Below are 19,637 nucleotides of genomic sequence, written 5' to 3'. Positions count from 1 at the left end.
ATGCCCTATGCACAATCCGCAAATTCTATCGAGCCAATCCACTTCCCCCGCATCTTCCGAGCAGACGACCCCTCAGACTGCTTCAGCGCCCCCGGTGCTGATCTTCGATGCCTGCCATCTGGGCGTGGTCTTGCGCGCCGTGCTCGGGGTGGAATTGACGCTGGCCATTGCCGCCCTGTACACCAGTGCAGACGCACAGGACTGGCTGCTGCACATGGCCTGGCTCACCAGTGGCGGCCTGCCCGGCACACTCGTCTGGCTGCTGCTGGCCTGCAGCCTCAAGCGCGTGCTGCACCGCATGGATGCCCACCTGCAATACGCCAGCGGCGTGGGGCTCGGGGTGGGGGCCGGGCTGTATGCCAGTGCCATGCTGGCCATCTCCGGCGAGATCACAGCCTTGCACTGGCTGGCCAATGCCATCGTCGGCGGCCTGTTTGCCGCCGTGCTGGTCGGCTACCTGGTGCTGCGCGCCGAAGGCAGGACTCCTGCTGCCACCACCGCGCAACTCACGGCGCTGCAGGCACACATCCGCCCACACTTTCTGTTCAACGCCCTCAACAGCGCGGTGGCACTGGTGCGCGAGCAGCCCTCCAAGGCCGAGCAGCTGCTCACCGATCTGAGCGACCTGTTTCGTGCCACCTTGCGCAATCCACGCAGCACCATTTCCCTGCAGGAAGAGATCGAGCTGGCCCAGCGCTATCTGGATATTGAGCAGGTACGGTTTGGCGACCGGCTGCAGGTGGAATGGCTGCTCGACCCGGCTGCTCTGCACGCCCGTCTGCCCCCACTTCTGCTGCAGCCCTTGGTGGAAAATGCGGTCAAACACGGGTTAGAACCCTCAGAAATTGGCACAAAAGTAACAATTTCAGCGCAGTTAACGCGAAAAAAATTCATTTTGCTCACGGTCACCAATACACTGCCCCAGGAGGAGCACCGAGGAGACAGAGCCGCCAGCCGCCTTGGCCAGGGCATGGCGCTTGCGAACGTCGAGCGGCGTTTGCGCTTGTTACATGATGTCCAGGCCACTTTCAGCGCAGGCCCCAAAGACCGTGTCTTCGAGGTCAAGATTTTGCTTCCATCCAGTTAACAGACCACTCGGAGATAAGCCATGCATGTGCTGATTGTCGATGATGAATTGTTGGCTCGAAACCGCCTGCGCGTCCTTTTGAGCGAATGTGAAGATCCCGCATCACCCTTTGTCATTGAAGAGGCTGCGAGCACCGCTCAGGCGCTGGAATTCCTGCAGCGCAGCCCCATTCCAGTAAACATTCTCTTTCTCGACGTGCAGATGCCTGGCCCCAACGGCCTGGTGCTGGCACAGACCGTGCGCAGCATGAGCAAGCCACCTGCCGTCGTCTTCGTCACTGCCCATGCCATGTATGCAGCCAACGCCTTTGAGCTGGAGGCAACGGACTACCTCACCAAGCCCGTGCGACTGGAGCGCCTGCAGCAGACGCTGGCCAAGATACGCCGCATTCGCGCACTGGAAGGGCTGGGTGATGCTACGGATCACCTGCCAGCGCTGGTCATACGCGACCGTGGCCGTGCCGAGCGCGTGCCGCTGCACCAGATCATTTATTTCAAGGCCGAACAGAAATACGTCACGGTGCGTACTGCCTCTCGCACCTACATCTACGACAACTCACTGAGCGAGCTGGAAAACCGCTTCCCCAGCCAGTTCGTGCGCATTCACCGCAATGCACTGGTGGCGCCATCACAGATGCGCGCGCTGGACAAGCACTACACCGATGACGACATGGAATGCTGGGTGCTGCGCCTGCACAGCGTGCCAGAGACGCTGCAGGTGTCGCGCCGCCAGCTCGCATCTGTGCGCCATGTGCTGCACAGCATGAGCCACTGCGCAGCCACGCCCCAGGCCGAGCCAGCCTGAGACCTGGACATAAAAAACGGCACCGTTTTCTGGTGCCGTTTTTTTTGTGCCTTCAGCCTTCAGTGCGCATGCCCGCCATGGGCCAGCCCACTGACTACGGTGACCAGGACAATGCCCATCACCAGCCAGGCGATCTGCACCAGACTTTCACGCGCAGACAGTCGCTTTTGCAGTTGCGGAATCAGGTCTGACAGCGCCACATAGACAAAGCTGCTGGATGCCACGGTCAGAAAGTAAGGCTGCCAGTCTTCCAGGTGGCCGACGAGGAAGTAACCTGTCACGCCGCCCAGCGCCGTCACCGCACCTGCCAGCGAAACTTTGAGCACCGCCAGACTGCGGTGGCTGCTGTTGCGCAGCACCACCAGATCGCCAATGTGGTGAGGCACTTCGTGGGCCAGCACAGACACGGCGGCAATCATGCCCAGACGCATGTCTGCCATGAATGCCGAGGCGATCAGAATCCCGTCGCCAAAGCAGTGCACGCTGTCGCCCGTCAGCAGCGACCAGCCCTTGCTGTGTACGTGGTGATCATGATCATGGCCGTGCCCATGTGCGTGTACATGGTGGTGATGCCCATGTGCCTCATGGCTGTGCTCATGGCCGTGGTGCCACAGCTCCGCCTTGGTCAGCAGAAAGAAGAACACCACACCGATCAGCAGCGTCATGAACAGGTCATGTGCGCTGGCCTCGCTGTTAAAGGCTTCGGGCAAGAGGTGCATGAAGGCCGTGGCCAGCAGCGCACCTGCGGCCAGACTCAGCAGTCCCTGCTGCCCACTGCCTGTGTGGCCCTTGCCAAAACCAAGCTGCAAAAGAAAGTTAGCCACCCAGACGCTGCCGATACCAGCAGCAAGGGTGGCCAGAATGATGGCGACCAATGTCATAGCTCACTACGATGTTCTGTGGTCAGACAGGGCTGACCGATGCCTGATTGTCCATGAAAGCCCATGCGCGCTTTGCGAGCTTTTCGGACAAACTGCATTGCCTGCATGGGTGCTTGCGGGCTTTCAAGAACGCCCTTATCAAAACACGCTACACCACCTGTCAAGCCCCTGGGGATCCCCCAGCGCATCAGTGCTTGACCGAAGCCTTGCGCCGCCAGGCGTCAACCACATGCTCATCCAGCAAAAACTGCTCGACCATCGCCCAGCCGCTCACAAAGCGCTCAAGGTAGATGCGAGATGCACCGGGAGATAAATCAGCGGGCTCAAAACCCGCCAACTTGAGCTCATCGCGCATCTTTGAAGTGCTAGCAATGCGCTGCAAAGCCTGCTCCATCACGGATCGTTCTTGCTCAGGCACCGCTTTCGGAACAAACAAAGCCGTCCAGCCATGCTCAAACGGTAGCCAGCCTGCCTCTTCAAATGTCGGCGTCTCCGGCTGCTCCGCGAATGGCTTTCTGCCACTTTGCACCAGTGCTCGCACCTGTGTGCTTGAGGCACCTATGCGATCACAGCGCGCCAATGCCAGGTCTGCGCCTTGCTCCAGCACCGCTGCAAAATCGCCGTTGACACTGTAGGGCTGCACCTGCCATGCATGATTGGTGGCATGTTCCATGCCATGCACCCACAGCTGCATACGCCCTTCAGAAAACGGCAATGCAATGCGAACAGGACGGTCCAGCTGCGCTACCCAGCTGTGCAATTGCCCAGCAGCTTGCAAGGGCGATTCCGAAGGCACAAACGCGCACCAGCGCTTAAACCCAAGCAACAGCAAAGGCTCAAAATTGGCAATATGGGCAGGGTGTGCCAAGCTGGACGTACTCACTCGCAGAGATTCCTCGGGAGCAACCAGTACAGCGTACTGTTGCGCTGCAACTGACAAGCTCCAGCGAAAAGCTGCATCACCCTGGCCACGAGTTGCAGCATCCACCACGATCTGCCGCCCCAACATGCGTGAAAGCTCATGAGCCAAAGCTTGTGCTGTATCAAACCGGAAGCCCTGAGCAAACGCGGGTTGCACGATCACCCAGTTTGCTTGGCTCTGCAGGGGCTGTCCGATGCTGAGCTTCTCCTCTGCACAGACATGTGAAGCAAGCGCTGCAATGGATAGACATGCGGCCCTCGCACGCCAACGCGTCCATACATTCATGGAACTGAACATGTATCCCCCCTTGCAGACACTCAGCTTTATAAGCAAAAACCCTTACTGCCTATCAGCGCAAGCGTAATTTTGAAGAAATTGTTATATCCGAACCCATCGCCATAATGCAGCAGTTACGCCCCCCAGCACCACAACCAGCAAAAATGGTGCACGCAGCAGCAAAGCGATGGCGGCCACCACCAAGGCAGCCAGACGTGCATCCAGCGCCAGCGCCTGCCCTGCGGCAAAGGTATTCATCACTGTCAAGGATGTCAGCAAGGCCACCGTCATGCAGGCTGCAATATGCGCCATGCGCGGGTTCTGCAGATAGCTCGCCGGAATCGCATAGCCCAGAAACTTGGTGGCAAAGGCTACGGCGCAGGCCAGCAAAATCCAGTGCCACATGCTCATGCCTGCTCCCTGATCAGGCGCGCGCTGCGCCACCAGCCCCATGCTGCCCCCACAACGGCCGCCACCAGAATGGGCAGCCCCGGTGGCAGCAGCGGAACGGCGAGCATGGTCACAACGCCGCACAGCACGGCCAGCGCCACCGGCTCACGCTGCCTCAGGCGTGGCCACAGCAGGCCCAGGAATGCCGCCACAGCAGCACCATCCAGTCCCCATTTGCGCGGATCACCCAGCGCATCGCCCAGCAAGGCTCCCAGCAGGGTGAAAACATTCCACAGCACAAACACCCCCAGCCCTGCCGTCCAGAAGCCGCGCTGCTGCTCCTGCGGCTCCAGCTGGCCAGATGCCGTGGCGGCAGACTCATCAATCGTCAGTTGCGCCGCCGCAGCCTTGCGCCAACCATGTGGCTGCAGCATGCGGTTCATCTGCATGCCATAGACGGCATTGCGCACGCCCAGCAAACTGGCGGCCCCCAGTGCCGCAGCACCTGTACCGCCACCGGCGATGACGCCAATAAAAGCAAACTGCGAGCCGCCGGTGAACATCAGTGCGCTCAGCGCCATGGTCTGCCAGAGATTCAGCCCGGCCCCCACTGACAGCGCCCCAAAGGAGATGCCATACAGACCGGTGGCAATCGAAATGGACAGCCCCATGCGCATGGCAGGCGTCCAGGATGATGGTGCGATCACTTGTCCCTCTATGTTTTTTCTATAGCTTCCAGCGCTGATAAAACAAAGGTTTCAAATAGAAAACTATCTGAAACCTATGTAAATCAAGCGCTAGCAGCTATTTTTTCAATAGCCATGATTAATGGGCTTCTTCCCAATTGTTGCCTATGCCTACCTCCGCCAGCAAAGGCACAGACAGCTGGGCCACGCTGGCCATGACCGCCGGGATGCGCGCACGCAGCCAGTCGGCATCCCCTGCGGGCAGCTCAAACACCAGTTCGTCATGCACCTGCATGATGACTTGGATCTCAGGCTTTTCGGCATCGAGCATGGACTGCACGGCCACCATGGCCTTTTTGATCAGATCTGCTGCCGTGCCCTGCATAGGCGCGTTGATCGCTGCGCGCTCTGCCGCCTTCTTGCGCGGGCCGTTGCCGCCGTTGATTTCCGGCAGATACAGGCGGCGGCCAAACACGGTTTCCACATAGCCTTGGCTATGTGCCAGCTCCACGGTTTCGTCCATGTAGCGCTTCACGCCGGGGTAACGCTGGAAGTACTTGTCGATATAAGCCGCTGCGGCCTTGGTCTCAATGCCCAGATTCTTGGCCAAACCAAAGCTGCTCATGCCGTAGATCAGGCCAAAGTTGATGACCTTGGCATAGCGACGCTGCTCGCTCGTCACGTCTTCCACGCTCACGCCAAACACTTCGGCGGCTGTGGCCTTGTGTACGTCCAGCCCTTCGCGGAAGGCCTTGAGCAGCGCCTCATCGCCCGAGAGGTGGGCCATGATGCGCAGCTCAATCTGTGAGTAGTCGGCGCTGGCAATCAGCCGGCCTTCCGGTGCCACAAAGGCTTCGCGGATGCGACGGCCTTCGGGCGTGCGCACGGGAATGTTCTGCAGATTGGGATCGTTGCTCGACAGCCGCCCCGTCACGGCCACAGCCTGCGCATAGTGCGTGTGCACACGGCCGGTGCGCGGCAGCGCCATCTGCGCCAGCTTGTCGGTGTAGGTGCCCTTGAGCTTGGAAAGGCTGCGGTGCTCCAGAATCTTGGCAGGCAGCGGATAGTCTTCGGCCAGCTTTTCCAGCACTTCTTCGTCCGTGCTGCGCGCGCCGGTGGCGGTTTTCTTCACCACGGGCAGGCCCAGCTTGTCGAAAAAGATTTCGCCCAGCTGTTTGGGAGAAGCCAGATTAAAGGGCTGGCCTGCAATCTCATAAGCCTCGTTTTCCAGCTGCAGAATGCGCGCCCCCAGATCATTGCTCTGGCGAGCCAGCTCACCGGCATCAATGCGCACACCATTGCGCTCAATACGGAACAGGGCTTCGCTGGTGGCGATCTCCAGTTCATAGATATGGCGCAGCTTGGCGTCTGCCTCAATCTGCGGCCACAGCACCTCGTGCACGTTCAGCGTCTGGTCCGAGTCTTCGCAGGAGTAGGCTGCCGCCTTGTCCACCGGCACCTGGGCAAAGGGGATCTGGTTCTTGCCCTTGCCACAGAGGTCTTCGTAGCTGATGCCGGTGCGGCCCGTATGGCGCAGTGCAAGACTCGTCAGGTTGTGCGGGCGATGCACTTCCAGCACATAGGACTGCAGCATGGTGTCGTGCGCATAGCCGCGCACGGTGATGCCGTGGTTGGCAAACACGTGCTGGTCGTACTTCACATGCTGGCCCAGCTTTTTCTTGGAAGCGTCTTCCAGCCAGGGCTTGAGCTGCGCCAGCACCCAGTCCATGGGCAGCTGCTGGGGCACCTCCATGCCTTCGTGGCGCAGCGGGATATAAGCTGCTTCGCCGACCTTGACGCTCAGCGAAATGCCAACAATCTGCGCGCGCATTTCGTCCAGCGAATCGGTCTCGGTGTCAATGGCCGTCAGCCTGGCCGCGTGGATCTTGTCCAGCCAGCTGTGGAACTGCTCTTCGGTCAGGATGGTGGTGTAGACCACATCGCGCTGCTGGGCAGCCACGGCCACTTCCGTGCTGGCCGCATCATCCAGATCAAACATATCACCCTGGGCGGACGCAGGCTTGGCTGCGGTCGACGGCGTCTCTGCGGCTGGCACAGCATGGCTGGCCAGAGCGCGCGCCAGGCCCTTGAAGCCATATTGCTCATAAAACGACTGCAGTCTGGCGTTATCTGGCTCGTCCAGTGTGATGTCATCAAAGGCAGGGAGACCAGGAATGTAGTCAGCCAAGTCGCAATCGGTTTTCATCGTGACCAGCTGGCGGCTCAGCGCCAGCTGGCCCGAGGCAATCGCCTCGCGCAGGTTGTTGCCAGCCACGCCCTTGATGGCTGCGGCGTTGGCAATCAGATTGTCCAGCGTGCCGTATTCTTCCAGCCACTTGGCAGCGGTCTTGGGGCCGACCTTGGTCACACCAGGCACGTTGTCCACGGTGTCACCAATCAAGGCCTGGTAATCAATCATCTTCTCGGGCGGCACACCAAACTCGGCGGTGACACCAGCCACGTCACGGCGCTTGCCGTTCATGGTGTCGATGATGGTGATGCGCTCGTTCACCAGCTGCGACAAATCCTTGTCACCGCTGGAGACGATCACCTCCATGCCCTGCGCTGCGGCCATGTGTGCCAGCGTGGCAATGACATCGTCGGCTTCGACCCCGGGCACGGCCACCACCTTCCAGCCCAGCATGTCCACCACGGCGTGGATGGGTTCAATCTGGCTGCGCAGGTCATCCGGCATGGGCGAGCGCGTGGCCTTGTACTGGTCGTACATGGCATCACGGAACGTGGGGCCGGAGGCATCAAACACACACACGGCGTAGTCTGCCGTGATGTCCTTGCGCAGCGACTGCAGCATATTGATCATGCCGCGAATGGCCCCGGTCGCAGGGCTGGAAGGATCTCCGGGCACGGCACGCAGATCGGGCATGGCGTGGTAGGCGCGGTACAGGTAACTGGAGCCGTCTACCAGCACCAATGTCTTGGAATTCGTCATAGCTGCTGATTGTGCCTGCACGCTCCGCTGCAGGAACAGACATGGTTTTGCAGGTGTCACAAATTCGCCTGCTGTGCGTAACAGAAATACAATGCAGCCATGCGCGCAGCCACCCTCCTCCTCACCGCCCTGTTCATCTCTGCCCCTGTGCTTGCACAGGAGGGCAGCGACGCAGCTTCTTCACCCTCTGCGGCCCAGCCCGAAACAGCTGCAACGCAAGAGCCTGCCAAGCAAGGCGACCGCCACAACCAGCGCATTGAGCGCATTCAGCACGAAGACGGTGGCAGCCGCGTAGACGAACTGCGCGTAGGTGGTGAAACCAAGAACATCACGGTGCAGCCCAAGGTGGGCAACCTGCCCGCCTATGAGGTTCAGCCCCAGAATATCGAAGGTGCTGACGGCACCAATGGCCGCCGCGTCTGGCGCGCCATCCAGTTCTGATACCGCATCCCTTTCTCTGACTGCTGCATGACTGCAGCAGCTGGACTTTTTTAGCCCAAGCATGGCCGTTTTTACCGAAGTCTCCGACAAAGACGCGCGCGAGTTGCTGCGTCGTGTTCCCCTGGGTCAGCTGACCGAACTACGTGGCATTCAGGGTGGTATTGAAAACACCAACTACTTTCTGACCACCGACCAGGGCGAATGGGTGCTGACCCTGTTCGAGCGCCTGCGCGCCGAGCAGCTGCCCTTTTACCTGTATCTAATGCAGCATCTGGCCCACAAAGGCATTCCTGTGCCTGCACCCCAGGCCGATGCCAAAACGGGCGACATCCTGCACAAGGTCTGCGGCAAGCCAGCAGCCATCGTGCAAAAGCTGCGCGGCAAGAGCCAGCTGCAGCCCGGGCCCGTGCACTGCGCTGCCGTAGGCGACATGCTGGCCCGCATGCATCTGGCAGGGCGTGACTATGAACGCGAGCAGCCCAATCTGCGTGGTCTGGCCTGGTGGAATGAGACCGTGCCCACCGTGCTGCCCCATCTGAATGCCGAACAGGCTGACCTGCTGCAGGCCGAGCTGGCCTTCCAGAACCACACGGCAGCATCCAGTGCCTACAAGGCCCTGCCACGCGGCCCCGTGCATGCCGATCTGTTCCGCGACAACGTCATGTTTGACGACGAAGAGCTCACAGGCTTTTTCGACTTCTACTTTGCAGGCTGCGACACCTTTTTGTTTGACCTGTGCGTCTGCCTGAATGACTGGTGTATCGATCACGCAACCGGCGCTCACCACGCGGCCAAGGCACAGGCCATGCTCGATGCCTACCAGGCCGTGCGGCCGCTGGAGGCGGCCGAGCGCCAGCTGCTGAACGCCATGCTGCGCGCCGGTGCACTTCGCTTCTGGATCTCGCGCCTGTGGGACTACTACCTGCCGCGCGAGGCCTCCATGCTCGTGCCTCACGACCCCGCCCACTTTGAACGTGTGCTGCGTCAGCGCCTGCACCACCCCATCAGCCTGGACTGAGTCATCAGCCCCCTGCAAGCCATGCCGCTCACATGCATGGCTTGCCTCCACGCTCTCTGCCCCTGCCCGCAGCTGGACGAGCGGATGCAAATACCCCGGTGATACCACCCTTCTCCGGGCAGCATCACCCCCAGCCCTGGGGTACAGTGGAGCCTCCTGCAAGCGCTGCGCCCTGCAGCTTTTTTCTTGCGTTTTCACCACTATGAAACTTCATATCGTTCCCGCCAGCACTGGAATACACTGGGTCAAGCTGGGAATACAGACGTTCTGGCGCCAGCCCATGGCGCTGACGGCCCTGCTTTTTCTGAGCATGGCAGCCGTATCGCTGATTGGTCTGTTTCCCTTCATTGGCACCTATGTTGCGCTGGTGTTCATGCCCACCGTGTTCCTGGTGATGATGCTCGGTGCTGCCGAAGCCCATCAGGGCCGCACGCCCCATCCCGGGCTGGTGCTCGCCCCCTTCAAGGCTGGCAAGTCACGCATCCAGGCACTGGCCATTCTGGGTGTGTTCTACACGGCAGGCATCTTGCTGATTGCCGCGCTGACCTCGCTGTTTGATGACGGCACACTGGCCAAGCTCTCACTGGGCAATGAGCCCATGACACCCGAGCTGGCGGAGCAAATCGTGCAGCAGCCCGGCTTTCAGATTGCGCTGTGGGGGGGCTTTGTGCTCTACAACCTGCTGGCCATGCTGATGTGGCATGCCCCTGCGCTGGTGCAGTGGCACGGCGTGTCTCCCGTCAAGGCCATTTTCTTCAGCATCGTGGCCTGTCTGCGCAACTTCCGCGCCTTTCTGATGTATGCCCTGGGCTGGTTTGGCCTGACCATTGCGGCAGGTCTTGCGCTGTCTTTGCTCACCCTGCTGCTCTCCGGCCTGATCGGCAGCTCCGCCGCCATTGCGGCCAACATTCTGACCATCATGCTGGGCATGGCCCTGGTGACCATGTTCCTGAGTTCTGCGGTGTTTACCTTCCGCGACTGCTTCTCGCCACCGGATCAGGAGCGCAAGCTGCATGTAGACGATGTGACGTACGACTACAAATAAGCCGTAAGCTGTATCAAAAAAAAGGGACGCTATCTGCGTCCCTTTTTTGTTGAAGTGCCTCACTCCACAATGGTCAGCTTGGCAATCGCCAGCGCCAGCCACTTGGTGCCATGGCGTGGGAAGTTGATCTGGGCGCGCGCATCATCGCCCGTGCCTTCCACGGCCAGTACCTTGCCTTCACCAAACTTGGTGTGAAACACCGTCTTGCCTTTGGTGATGCCATGCGCAGGCGCAGCCTTTTGCACCGGCACTTCCGGGCTCTTGAAGACTTCTGGCCCTTTGGGCGAATATGAGCCAAATTGACCTCTGGCGCCCGTCCCCCAAGCGCTGGAAGCTTCACTCTTAGGCGCAAAACTACCAAAACCGCCCTTGGCGCTGAGCCACTTGAGTGCGCCTTCCGGCAATTCATCAATAAAGCGGCTGGGCAGGTTAAAGGTGGTGCGCCCGTGCAGCATGCGGCTTTGCGCATGGCTCAGGTACAGGCGCTTACGGGCACGGGTGATGGCCACATACATCAGGCGGCGCTCTTCCTCCAGCCCCCCCCGGTCGCTCATGGAGTTCTCATGGGGGAACAGGCCTTCTTCCAGACCGCCAATAAAGACGCAGTCAAACTCCAGCCCCTTGGAGGCGTGCACGGTCATGAGCTGCACGGCGTCCTGCCCGGCCTGCGCCTGGTTGTCACCGGCTTCCAGTGCGGCATGCACCAGGAAGGCCTGCAAGGGCGACAGCGTCTCACCCGTTTCAGCATCGGTGCCATTGAGCGGGGCATCCAGCACGGGCAGCGAAAAATCCAGCCCCTGGCTGGCTGGGCTCTGGGTCAGCGCCTGGCCGGTTTCATCCACGGGCAGCGCCACGGCATCCTTACCAAAGCCTTCCTGCGTGACAAAGCTCTCGGCTGCGTTGATCAGCTCCTTCAAGTTTTCAATACGGTCCTGGCCTTCTTTTTCCGAGCTGTAGTGGTCGATCAGACCGCTGACTTCCAGCATGCGCTCAATGGTCTGGCGCAACGTCTTGCCCTCGGTCTCTTCGCGCAGTACCTGGATCTTGGCCACAAAGCCCTGCAGCTTGGCACCAGCCGCGCCGCTCACCGCCGTGACCGCATCGCTGAGCGAGCAGCCTGCGGCACGCGCGGTTTCCTGCAGTGTCTCCACACTGCGTGCACCAATGCCACGTGCGGGGAAGTTCACCACGCGCAGGAAGCTGGTGTCGTCGTGCGGGTTCTCAATCAGGCGCAGATAGGCCAGTGCATGCTTGATTTCCGCACGCTCAAAAAAGCGCATGCCGCCATACACACGGTACGGAATGCCTGCGTTGAACAGCTTGGACTCAATCACCCGGCTTTGCGCATTGCTGCGGTAGAGCACGGCAATTTCCTGGCGGCTAAAGCCGTCGTTCTTCACCAGATCCTTGATCTCGCCGACGATCCAGCTCGCTTCGTCCAGATCCGTGGGCGACTCCATCACGCGCACAGGCTCGCCCGCGCCCTGGCTGGTGCGCAGGTTCTTGCCCAGACGCTGGTTGTTGTGCTCAATCAGCGCATTGGCACAGTCGAGGATGTTGCCGTAGCTGCGGTAGTTCTGCTCCAGCTTGATCTGGTGCTGCACATCAAACTCGTGCACAAAGTCGCTCATATTGCCCACGCGCGCACCGCGGAAGGCGTAGATGCTCTGGTCATCATCGCCCACGGCCAGCACGCTCGATGTGGACTGCAGCTTGCTGCCCACCACCTCACCGGCCAGCTGCTTGAGCCAGGCGTACTGCAGCTTGTTGGTGTCCTGAAACTCGTCCACCAGAATGAAGCGAAAACGCCGCTGGTAGTGGGCACGCAGTGCGGCATCGTCACGCAGCAGCTCAAAGCTGCGCAGCATCAACTCGCCAAAGTCCACCACGCCTTCGCGCTGGCACTGGTCTTCGTAGAGCTGGTAGAGCTCGACCTTCTTCTTGGTATCCGGGTCTGTGACCGGCACATCCTTGGGGCGCATACCCTCTTCCTTGCAGCCGGCGATAAACCAGGTCAGCTGCTTGGGCGGGAAGCGCTCCTCATCCACATTGAACTGCTTGCACAGGCGCTTGACGGCCGAGAGCTGGTCCTGCGTGTCTAGGATCTGAAAAGTCGCTGGCAGCCCCGCTGCCACATGGTGCGCCCGCAGCAGGCGGTTGCACAGGCCGTGGAAGGTTCCAATCCACATGCCACGCACGTTGTAAGGCAGCATGGCAGACAGGCGTGCCGTCATTTCCTTGGCAGCCTTGTTGGTGAAAGTCACGGCCATGATGCCGCCGGGCGAGACCTGCCCGGTCTGCAGCAGCCAGGCAATGCGCGTGGTCAGCACCCGCGTCTTGCCCGAACCAGCGCCCGCCAGCACCAGCGCATGGCCCTGCGGCAAGGTCACAGCCACGCGCTGTTCGTCATTCAGGCCTTGCAGCAAGGGAGAGTTCTGGGAGGGCGGTGTGCCAGCATCGGCACCATCGAGCAGGTCAATTGGAAACATGGTGGCATTGTAGAAAGTCACCTGCATGCCAGCGGCTTGCAGGTGCATCATGCGGCAGGCCCGCCGTGCTGGAGAGGCAGCGCAAGAGCAAGGGGGTGCCCCGTGGTGAAGCCTAAGAACAAGCACAGCCTCAGCCACGTCCGGCACGACCCGGCGCACTGTCTGGCCCCCGGCCTGTTCCGTGCCCTCAAGCGGGGCGAGCGCAAGCGCAGCAAGCTGGACGTGACGTATGACTACGGCGACGGCAAGCGGATCGAGTTCAGCGGCCCGGAGCCGCTGGGCGCTGATGATCTGCGCATCCTGCAAGGGCTGGTGGCCATGGCTGGGCCTAATGGCCTAGTGCTTGGCCCGGAACCCAAGACCGAAGGCGGACGGCAGCTCCGGCTGTTCCTGGAACCCAAGTGGGAGGCCGTCACCGCTGATGCCATGGTGGTCAAAGGTAGCTATCGGGCGCTGGCAAAGGAAATCGGGGCAGAGGTCGATAGTGGTGGGGCGCTCAAGCACATACAGGACTGCATCGAGCGCCTTTGGAAGGTATCCATCATCGCCCAGAATGGCCGCAAGCGGCAGGGGTTTCGGCTGCTGTCGGAGTACGCCAGCGACGAGGCGGACGGGCGCCTGTACGTGGCCCTGAACCCCTTGATCGCGCAGGCCGTCATGGGTGGCGGCCAGCATGTGCGCATCAGCATGGACGAGGTGCGGGCGCTGGACAGCGAAACCGCCCGCCTGCTGCACCAGCGGCTGTGTGGCTGGATCGACCCCGGCAAAACCGGCAAGGCTTCCATAGATACCTTGTGCGGCTATGTCTGGCCGTCAGAGGCCAGTGGTTCGACCATGCGCAAGCGCCGCCAGCGGGTGCGCGAGGCGTTGCCGGAGCTGGTCGCGCTGGGCTGGACGGTAACCGAGTTCGCGGCGGGCAAGTACGACATCACCCGGCCCAAGGCGGCAGGCTGACCCCCCCCACTCTATTGTAAACAAGACATTTTTATCTTTTATATTCAATGGCTTATTTTCCTGCTAATTGGTAATACCATGAAAAATACCATGCTCAGAAAAGGCTTAACAATATTTTGAAAAATTGCCTACTGAGCGCTGCCGCACAGCTCCATAGGCCGCTTTCCTGGCTTTGCTTCCAGATGTATGCTCTTCTGCTCCTGCAGCTAATGGATCACCGCAAACAGGTTACTCGCCTGGGGATTCCCTTTCGACCCGAGCATCCGTATGATACTCATGCTCGATTATTATTATTATAGAAGCCCCCATGAATAAATCGCTCATCATTTTCGGCATCGTCAACATAACCTCGGACAGTTTCTCCGATGGAGGCCGGTATCTGGCGCCAGACGCAGCCATTGCGCAGGCGCGTAAGCTGATGGCCGAGGGGGCAGATGTGATCGACCTCGGTCCGGCATCCAGCAATCCCGACGCCGCGCCTGTTTCGTCCGACACAGAAATCGCGCGTATCGCGCCGGTGCTGGACGCGCTCAAGGCAGATGGCATTCCCGTCTCGCTCGACAGTTATCAACCCGCGACGCAAGCCTATGCCTTGTCGCGTGGTGTGGCCTATCTCAATGATATTCGCGGTTTTCCAGACGCTGCGTTCTATCCGCAATTGGCGAAATCATCTGCCAAACTCGTCGTTATGCATTCGGTGCAAGACGGGCAGGCAGATCGGCGCGAGGCACCCGCTGGCGACATCATGGATCACATTGCGGCGTTCTTTGACGCGCGCATCGCGGCGCTGACGGGTGCCGGTATCAAACGCAACCGCCTTGTCCTTGATCCCGGCATGGGGTTTTTTCTGGGGGCTGCTCCCGAAACCTCGCTCTCGGTGCTGGCGCGGTTCGATGAATTGCGGCTGCGCTTCGATTTGCCGGTGCTTCTGTCTGTTTCGCGCAAATCCTTTCTGCGCGCGCTCACAGGCCGTGGTCCGGGGGATGTCGGGGCCGCGACACTCGCTGCAGAGCTTGCCGCCGCCGCAGGTGGAGCTGACTTCATCCGCACACACGAGCCGCGCCCCTTGCGCGACGGGCTGGCGGTATTGGCGGCGCTGAAAGAAACCGCAAGAATTCGTTAACTGCACATTCGGGATATTTCTCTATATTCGCGCTTCATCAGAAAACTGAAGGAACCTCCATTGAATCGAACTAATATTTTTTTTGGTGAATCGCATTCTGACTGGTTGCCTGTCAGAGGCGGAGAATCTGGTGATTTTGTTTTTCGACGTGGTGACGGGCATGCCTTCGCGAAAATCGCACCTGCTTCCCGCCGCGGTGAGCTCGCTGGAGAGCGTGACCGCCTCATTTGGCTCAAAGGTCGAGGTGTGGCTTGCCCCGAGGTCATCAACTGGCAGGAGGAACAGGAGGGTGCATGCTTGGTGATAACGGCAATTCCGGGAGTACCGGCGGCTGATCTGTCTGGAGCGGATTTGCTCAAAGCGTGGCCGTCAATGGGGCAGCAACTTGGCGCTGTTCACAGCCTATCGGTTGATCAATGTCCGTTTGAGCGCAGGCTGTCGCGAATGTTCGGACGCGCCGTTGATGTGGTGTCCCGCAATGCCGTCAATCCCGACTTCTTACCGGACGAGGACAAGAGTACGCCGCAGCTCGATCTTTTGGCTCGTGTCGAACGAGAGCTACCGGTGCGGCTCGACCAAGAGCGCACCGATATGGTTGTTTGCCATGGTGATCCCTGCATGCCGAACTTCATGGTGGACCCTAAAACTCTTCAATGCACGGGTCTGATCGACCTTGGGCGGCTCGGAACAGCAGATCGCTATGCCGATTTGGCACTCATGATTGCTAACGCCGAAGAGAACTGGGCAGCGCCAGATGAAGCAGAGCGCGCCTTCGCTGTCCTATTCAATGTATTGGGGATCGAAGCCCCCGACCGCGAACGCCTTGCCTTCTATCTGCGATTGGACCCTCTGACTTGGGGTTGATGTTCATGCCGCCTGTTTTTCCTGCTCATTGGCACGTTTCGCAACCTGTTCTCATTGCGGACACCTTTTCCAGCCTCGTTTGGAAAGTTTCATTGCCAGACGGGACTCCTGCAATCGTCAAGGGATTGAAACCTATAGAAGACATTGCTGATGAACTGCGCGGGGCCGACTATCTGGTATGGCGCAATGGGAGGGGAGCAGTCCGGTTGCTCGGTCGTGAGAACAATCTGATGTTGCTCGAATATGCCGGGGAGCGAATGCTCTCTCACATCGTTGCCGAGCACGGCGACTACCAGGCGACCGAAATTGCAGCGGAACTAATGGCGAAGCTGTATGCCGCATCTGAGGAACCCCTGCCTTCTGCCCTTCTCCCGATCCGGGATCGCTTTGCAGCTTTGTTTCAGCGGGCGCGCGATGATCAAAACGCAGGTTGTCAAACTGACTACGTCCACGCGGCGATTATAGCCGATCAAATGATGAGCAATGCCTCGGAACTGCGTGGGCTACATGGCGATCTGCATCATGAAAACATCATGTTCTCCAGTCGCGGCTGGCTGGTGATAGATCCCGTCGGTCTGGTCGGTGAAGTGGGCTTTGGCGCCGCCAATATGTTCTACGATCCGGCTGACAGAGACGACCTTTGTCTCGATCCTAGACGCATTGCACAGATGGCGGACGCATTCTCTCGTGCGCTGGACGTCGATCCGCGTCGCCTGCTCGACCAGGCGTACGCTTATGGGTGCCTTTCCGCAGCTTGGAACGCGGATGGAGAAGAGGAGCAACGCGATCTAGCTATCGCGGCCGCGATCAAGCAGGTGCGACAGACGTCATACTAGATATCAAGCGACTTCTCCTATCCCCTGGGAACACATCAATCTCACCGGAGAATATCGCTGGCCAAAGCCTTAGCGTAGGATTCCGCCCCTTCCCGCAAACGACCCCAGCTCGGCCGTGAGGTCATGGGCATCGTGCAAAGCGGATCGGTGTCGTGGCAGTTGGGGCGGCAAAGGGGCATAAGCCTCTAATCTGTTGTAGATGAACGCAGCCGCTCGAAACCAGCGATGAGGCTGTCGAGTCCGAAGTTGAACGCAGCATCCATGCCGTCTGTTTCCAACTCGTGAAACAGATCGTGCAGGAAGGACGACGGTGCTTGCTCGGACACATCTGGCCTGTCCGGAACTCTCTCATCGGCATCAGATGCCTGCTGCTCGAGAACGGAACCGACCACATAGTGACTGACCGCCCGGAGCGCCCAAACGGCGCGCTTCGGACAAAAGCCCTCCGCGCAGAGAAAGCGTATTTGCGTCTCGGCGGTGCCAAAATTCGGTTCTGTCGGTCGAGTGCCGGCATGGATACGCGCGCCGTCCCGATAAGAGAGCAACGCCGTTCTGAAGCTCAGGGCATTCTCTTTCAGGAACACCCGCCAGTCCTCATTCTCTTCGGGTAGCGAGCGGGTATGGCGTTCCGCCAGCATCGCCTCGGCGAGCGCATCAAGCAGCGCTCGCTTGTTCTGGAAATGCCAGTAAAGCGCAGGCTGCTGAACCTTGAGGCGTTCAGCGAGCTTCCGCGTCGTCAGGCTGTCCATGCCAACCTCGTTCAACAGCTCTAGCGCCGCCGCGATCACGGTGCCCTTGTCCAGTTTGGTCATTCACGTTCCTTCGCCAGTGCTTGACAATTTATCACCGATAAGTTATATTTCCATCTCCTTATCGTTGATAAAGTCGCTCCATTGAGCGGCGCTGGAGTTTCAGGTGCGCAGCTCTGCCATCATTGCCCTGCTGATCGTGGGTCTTGACGCCATGGGTCTCGGCCTCATCATGCCCGTCCTTCCGACGCTTCTGCGTGAGCTTGTGCCAGCAGAGCAGGTCGCTGGACACTATGGTGCCTTGCTGTCGCTCTATGCATTGATGCAGGTCGTCTTCGCGCCCATGCTTGGACAGCTTTCGGATTCTTACGGTCGGCGTCCGGTACTTCTGGCTTCTCTTGCAGGAGCCGCAGTCGATTACACGATTATGGCATCAGCGCCGGTCTTATGGGTGCTCTATATCGGCCGACTCGTGTCCGGCGTCACGGGCGCAACCGGAGCTGTAGCAGCCTCAACCATTGCCGATTCGACGGGGGAAGGTTCTCGCGCACGCTGGTTCGGCTACATGGGGGCCTGTTATGGGGCGGGCATGATTGCCGGGCCAGCACTTGGTGGCATGCTCGGTGGTATCTCTGCTCATGCCCCGTTTATCGCCGCCGCCCTTCTCAACGGGTTCGCGTTCCTGCTTGCCTGCATTTTCCTCAAGGAGACTCATCACAGCCATGGCGGGACCGGAAAGCCGGTTCGCATCAAACCATTCGTTCTGTTACGGCTGGATGATGCATTGCGCGGGCTAGGTGCGCTTTTCGCAGTTTTCTTAAATGATAGACTCGCTTCCCCACCGGGAAAGTCGGCGCCTTTCCCCACCACGGCCCCCTGCGGCCACACCACGACAATTTTAAAAATGAAGCAAAGAGTCTCTCTACGCACGCTCGCCCTTTTATCCGTAGTAGTTCTTATTACTGGTTGCTCGAAGCCGGAAGCCCAGCAAGCCGCCCAGGAACCCGCCGAGGTCGGCGTCATCGTCGCGGCGGCCACGCCCACCAGCGTCGCCACCGAACTGCCGGGCCGGCTGGAACCCTATCGCGAGGCCGAGGTGCGCGCCCGCGTGGCGGGCATCGTCACCGCGCGCCTGTACGAGGAAGGCCAGGACGTGGCGCGCGGCGCCGCCCTGTTCCAGATCGATCCCGCCCCCTTGCAGGCCGCCTACGATTCCGAAGCCGCCAACCTGGCGCGGGCGCAGGCGAACCTGTCCGCCGCCGCCGACAAGCTGCGCCGCTACGCGGACCTGGTGTCGGACCGCGCCATCAGCGAACGCGACCACGCCGAAAGCGTGGCACAGGAACGCCAGGCCCGGGCCGAGGTCGCCCTGGCCCGCGCCAACCTGCAAAGCGCCAAGCTGAAGCTGGACTACGCCCGCGTCACCTCGCCCATCGACGGGCGGGCGCGGCGCGCGCTGGTGACGGAAGGCGCGCTGGTCGGCGAAGGCCAGGCCACGCCGCTGACGGTGGTGCAGCAGATCGATCCCATCTACGTGAACTTCGCGCAGCCCGCCGCCGAGGTGATGCAGCTGCAGAAGCAGATCCGCGCCGGCGCCCTGGAAAGCGTGGCGCCGGACCAGGTTCGGGTGCGGCTGCTGCTGCCTGACGGTTCCGAGTACGCGCGCGGCGGCACGCTGTCGTTTGCCGACCTGGCGGTCGATCCGGGCACGGACAACGTCACCATGCGGGCGCTGTTCGAGAACCCGGGCCGCGACCTGCTGCCGGGCATGTACGTGCGGGTGCGGCTGGAGCAGGCGATCAATCGCGACACCTACCTGGTTCCGCGCAACGCCCTGCTGCGCAACGCCGAAGGCGCGCACGTGCTGGCCGCCGGGCCGGACGGCGAACTGAAGAAGATCGCCGTCACGGCGCATCGGCTGCAGGGCGCCAACTGGATCGTCACGCAGGGACTGGCGGGCGGCGAGCGCATCGTCGTCGAGAACGCCGCGCACCTGGCCGCGGGCCAGAAAATCAAACCGGTGGAACGGGCCGCGCCCAGCGCGCAGGCCGCCGCCGCAGAAAATCCCGAGGCCGGCGTCCAGGCAAGGACGGCCGCCGAGGGCAAAAAAGGATAAACCGCA

At 60.5% G+C, this 19,637-nt stretch carries 17 protein-coding genes and 2 pseudogenes; 12 read left to right on the top strand and 7 right to left on the bottom strand.

What is annotated here, in order from left to right; genetic code table 11:
* Positions 1-7 precede the first annotated feature (7 nt).
* Both B5M06_RS08455 and B5M06_RS08450 read left to right on the top strand, forming a co-directional pair.
* Positions 8-1,087, top strand: a complete 1,080-nt coding sequence (locus tag B5M06_RS08455; protein ID WP_054065479.1) for a sensor histidine kinase — start codon at positions 8-10, stop codon at positions 1,085-1,087.
* Positions 1,088-1,108: 21 nt separating this feature from the next.
* Complete coding sequence (locus B5M06_RS08450; RefSeq protein ID WP_054065478.1) at positions 1,109-1,891, top strand: LytR/AlgR family response regulator transcription factor; 783 nt, start codon at positions 1,109-1,111, stop codon at positions 1,889-1,891.
* Between the two features lie 59 nt (positions 1,892-1,950).
* Here the strand turns inward: B5M06_RS08450 and B5M06_RS08445 are convergent, their stop codons facing one another.
* From B5M06_RS08445 to polA, 5 genes are all read right to left on the bottom strand, one after another.
* Positions 1,951-2,772: a ZIP family metal transporter gene (locus B5M06_RS08445; protein ID WP_054065477.1), complete on the bottom strand. Its 822-nt coding sequence runs from the start codon at positions 2,770-2,772 to the stop codon at positions 1,951-1,953.
* A 187-nt stretch (positions 2,773-2,959) separates the two neighbouring features.
* On the bottom strand, positions 2,960-3,655 hold the full coding sequence (locus tag B5M06_RS08440) for a type 2 periplasmic-binding domain-containing protein (protein ID WP_205245340.1): 696 nt from the start codon (positions 3,653-3,655) through the stop codon (positions 2,960-2,962).
* A gap of 417 nt (positions 3,656-4,072) precedes the next feature.
* On the bottom strand, positions 4,073-4,381 hold the full coding sequence (locus tag B5M06_RS08435; RefSeq protein ID WP_054065497.1) for an AzlD domain-containing protein: 309 nt from the start codon (positions 4,379-4,381) through the stop codon (positions 4,073-4,075).
* On the bottom strand, positions 4,378-5,067 hold the full coding sequence (locus B5M06_RS08430) for an AzlC family ABC transporter permease (RefSeq protein ID WP_240183894.1): 690 nt from the start codon (positions 5,065-5,067) through the stop codon (positions 4,378-4,380). Before B5M06_RS08430 ends, B5M06_RS08435 begins: the two co-directional genes overlap by 4 nt.
* A 118-nt stretch (positions 5,068-5,185) precedes the next feature.
* On the bottom strand, positions 5,186-7,996 hold the full coding sequence (gene polA, locus B5M06_RS08425) for a DNA polymerase I (RefSeq protein WP_054065474.1): 2,811 nt from the start codon (positions 7,994-7,996) through the stop codon (positions 5,186-5,188).
* 99 nt (positions 7,997-8,095) lie between these two features.
* Here polA and B5M06_RS08420 point away from each other — a divergent pair, with 99 nt between their 5' ends.
* From B5M06_RS08420 to B5M06_RS08410, 3 genes are all read left to right on the top strand, one after another.
* On the top strand, positions 8,096-8,437 hold the full coding sequence (locus B5M06_RS08420; protein WP_054065473.1) for a hypothetical protein: 342 nt from the start codon (positions 8,096-8,098) through the stop codon (positions 8,435-8,437).
* Positions 8,438-8,498: 61 nt separating this feature from the next.
* Positions 8,499-9,455, top strand: a complete 957-nt coding sequence (locus tag B5M06_RS08415) for a homoserine kinase (protein WP_054065472.1) — start codon at positions 8,499-8,501, stop codon at positions 9,453-9,455.
* A 202-nt stretch (positions 9,456-9,657) separates the two neighbouring features.
* Entirely contained in the window at positions 9,658-10,500 is an 843-nt protein-coding gene (locus B5M06_RS08410; RefSeq protein ID WP_054065471.1) for a BPSS1780 family membrane protein, read from the top strand.
* Between the two features lie 59 nt (positions 10,501-10,559).
* Here B5M06_RS08410 and B5M06_RS08405 read toward each other — a convergent pair whose 3' ends face one another.
* Positions 10,560-12,989 (bottom strand): UvrD-helicase domain-containing protein, encoded by a 2,430-nt coding sequence (locus B5M06_RS08405; RefSeq protein WP_054065496.1) that lies wholly within the window; start codon positions 12,987-12,989, stop codon positions 10,560-10,562.
* Positions 12,990-13,091: 102 nt separating this feature from the next.
* On the opposite strand from B5M06_RS08405, the gene repC reads away from it, so the two are divergent.
* From repC to B5M06_RS17725, 5 genes and pseudogenes are all read left to right on the top strand, one after another.
* Positions 13,092-13,943, top strand: coding sequence for a replication protein C, IncQ-type (repC, locus tag B5M06_RS08400; protein ID WP_000240536.1), 852 nt, complete (start codon positions 13,092-13,094; stop codon positions 13,941-13,943).
* A 307-nt stretch (positions 13,944-14,250) separates the two neighbouring features.
* Complete coding sequence (gene sul2 / locus B5M06_RS08390) at positions 14,251-15,066, top strand: sulfonamide-resistant dihydropteroate synthase Sul2 (protein ID WP_001043260.1); 816 nt, start codon at positions 14,251-14,253, stop codon at positions 15,064-15,066.
* A 60-nt stretch (positions 15,067-15,126) separates the two neighbouring features.
* Complete coding sequence (gene aph(3'')-Ib / locus B5M06_RS08385; RefSeq protein ID WP_001082319.1) at positions 15,127-15,930, top strand: aminoglycoside O-phosphotransferase APH(3'')-Ib; 804 nt, start codon at positions 15,127-15,129, stop codon at positions 15,928-15,930.
* Complete coding sequence (locus B5M06_RS08380; protein ID WP_000480968.1) at positions 15,930-16,766, top strand: aminoglycoside O-phosphotransferase APH(6)-Id; 837 nt, start codon at positions 15,930-15,932, stop codon at positions 16,764-16,766. The genes aph(3'')-Ib and B5M06_RS08380 overlap by 1 nt, the downstream gene beginning before the upstream one ends.
* Positions 16,767-16,871: 105 nt before the next feature.
* Positions 16,872-16,955: pseudogene (locus tag B5M06_RS17725) on the top strand (DUF3363 domain-containing protein); the annotation flags it as partial.
* Here the strand turns inward: B5M06_RS17725 and tetR(G) are convergent.
* The gene (gene tetR(G), locus B5M06_RS08365) at positions 16,952-17,578 is read right to left on the bottom strand and encodes a tetracycline resistance transcriptional repressor TetR(G) (protein ID WP_000163574.1); all 627 of its coding nucleotides are present in this window, start codon (positions 17,576-17,578) and stop codon (positions 16,952-16,954) included. The pseudogene B5M06_RS17725 and the gene tetR(G) sit on opposite strands and share 4 nt — an antisense overlap.
* Before the next feature lie 103 nt (positions 17,579-17,681).
* Here tetR(G) and B5M06_RS08360 point away from each other — a divergent pair.
* Positions 17,682-18,332: pseudogene (locus B5M06_RS08360) on the top strand (MFS transporter); the annotation flags it as partial.
* 87 nt (positions 18,333-18,419) lie between these two features.
* Entirely contained in the window at positions 18,420-19,631 is a 1,212-nt protein-coding gene (locus B5M06_RS08355) for a MexX/AxyX family multidrug efflux RND transporter periplasmic adaptor subunit (RefSeq protein ID WP_054065465.1), read from the top strand.
* The last annotated feature ends 6 nt before the right edge of the window (positions 19,632-19,637 follow it).

The sequence above is a fragment of the Comamonas kerstersii genome (assembly GCF_002056725.1).
In the GTDB taxonomy this organism is placed as follows: Bacteria; Pseudomonadota; Gammaproteobacteria; order Burkholderiales; family Burkholderiaceae_C; genus Comamonas; species Comamonas kerstersii.
Note: the sequence above shows the minus strand (reverse complement) of the source record. Positions and strands in the feature narration are given on the sequence as shown.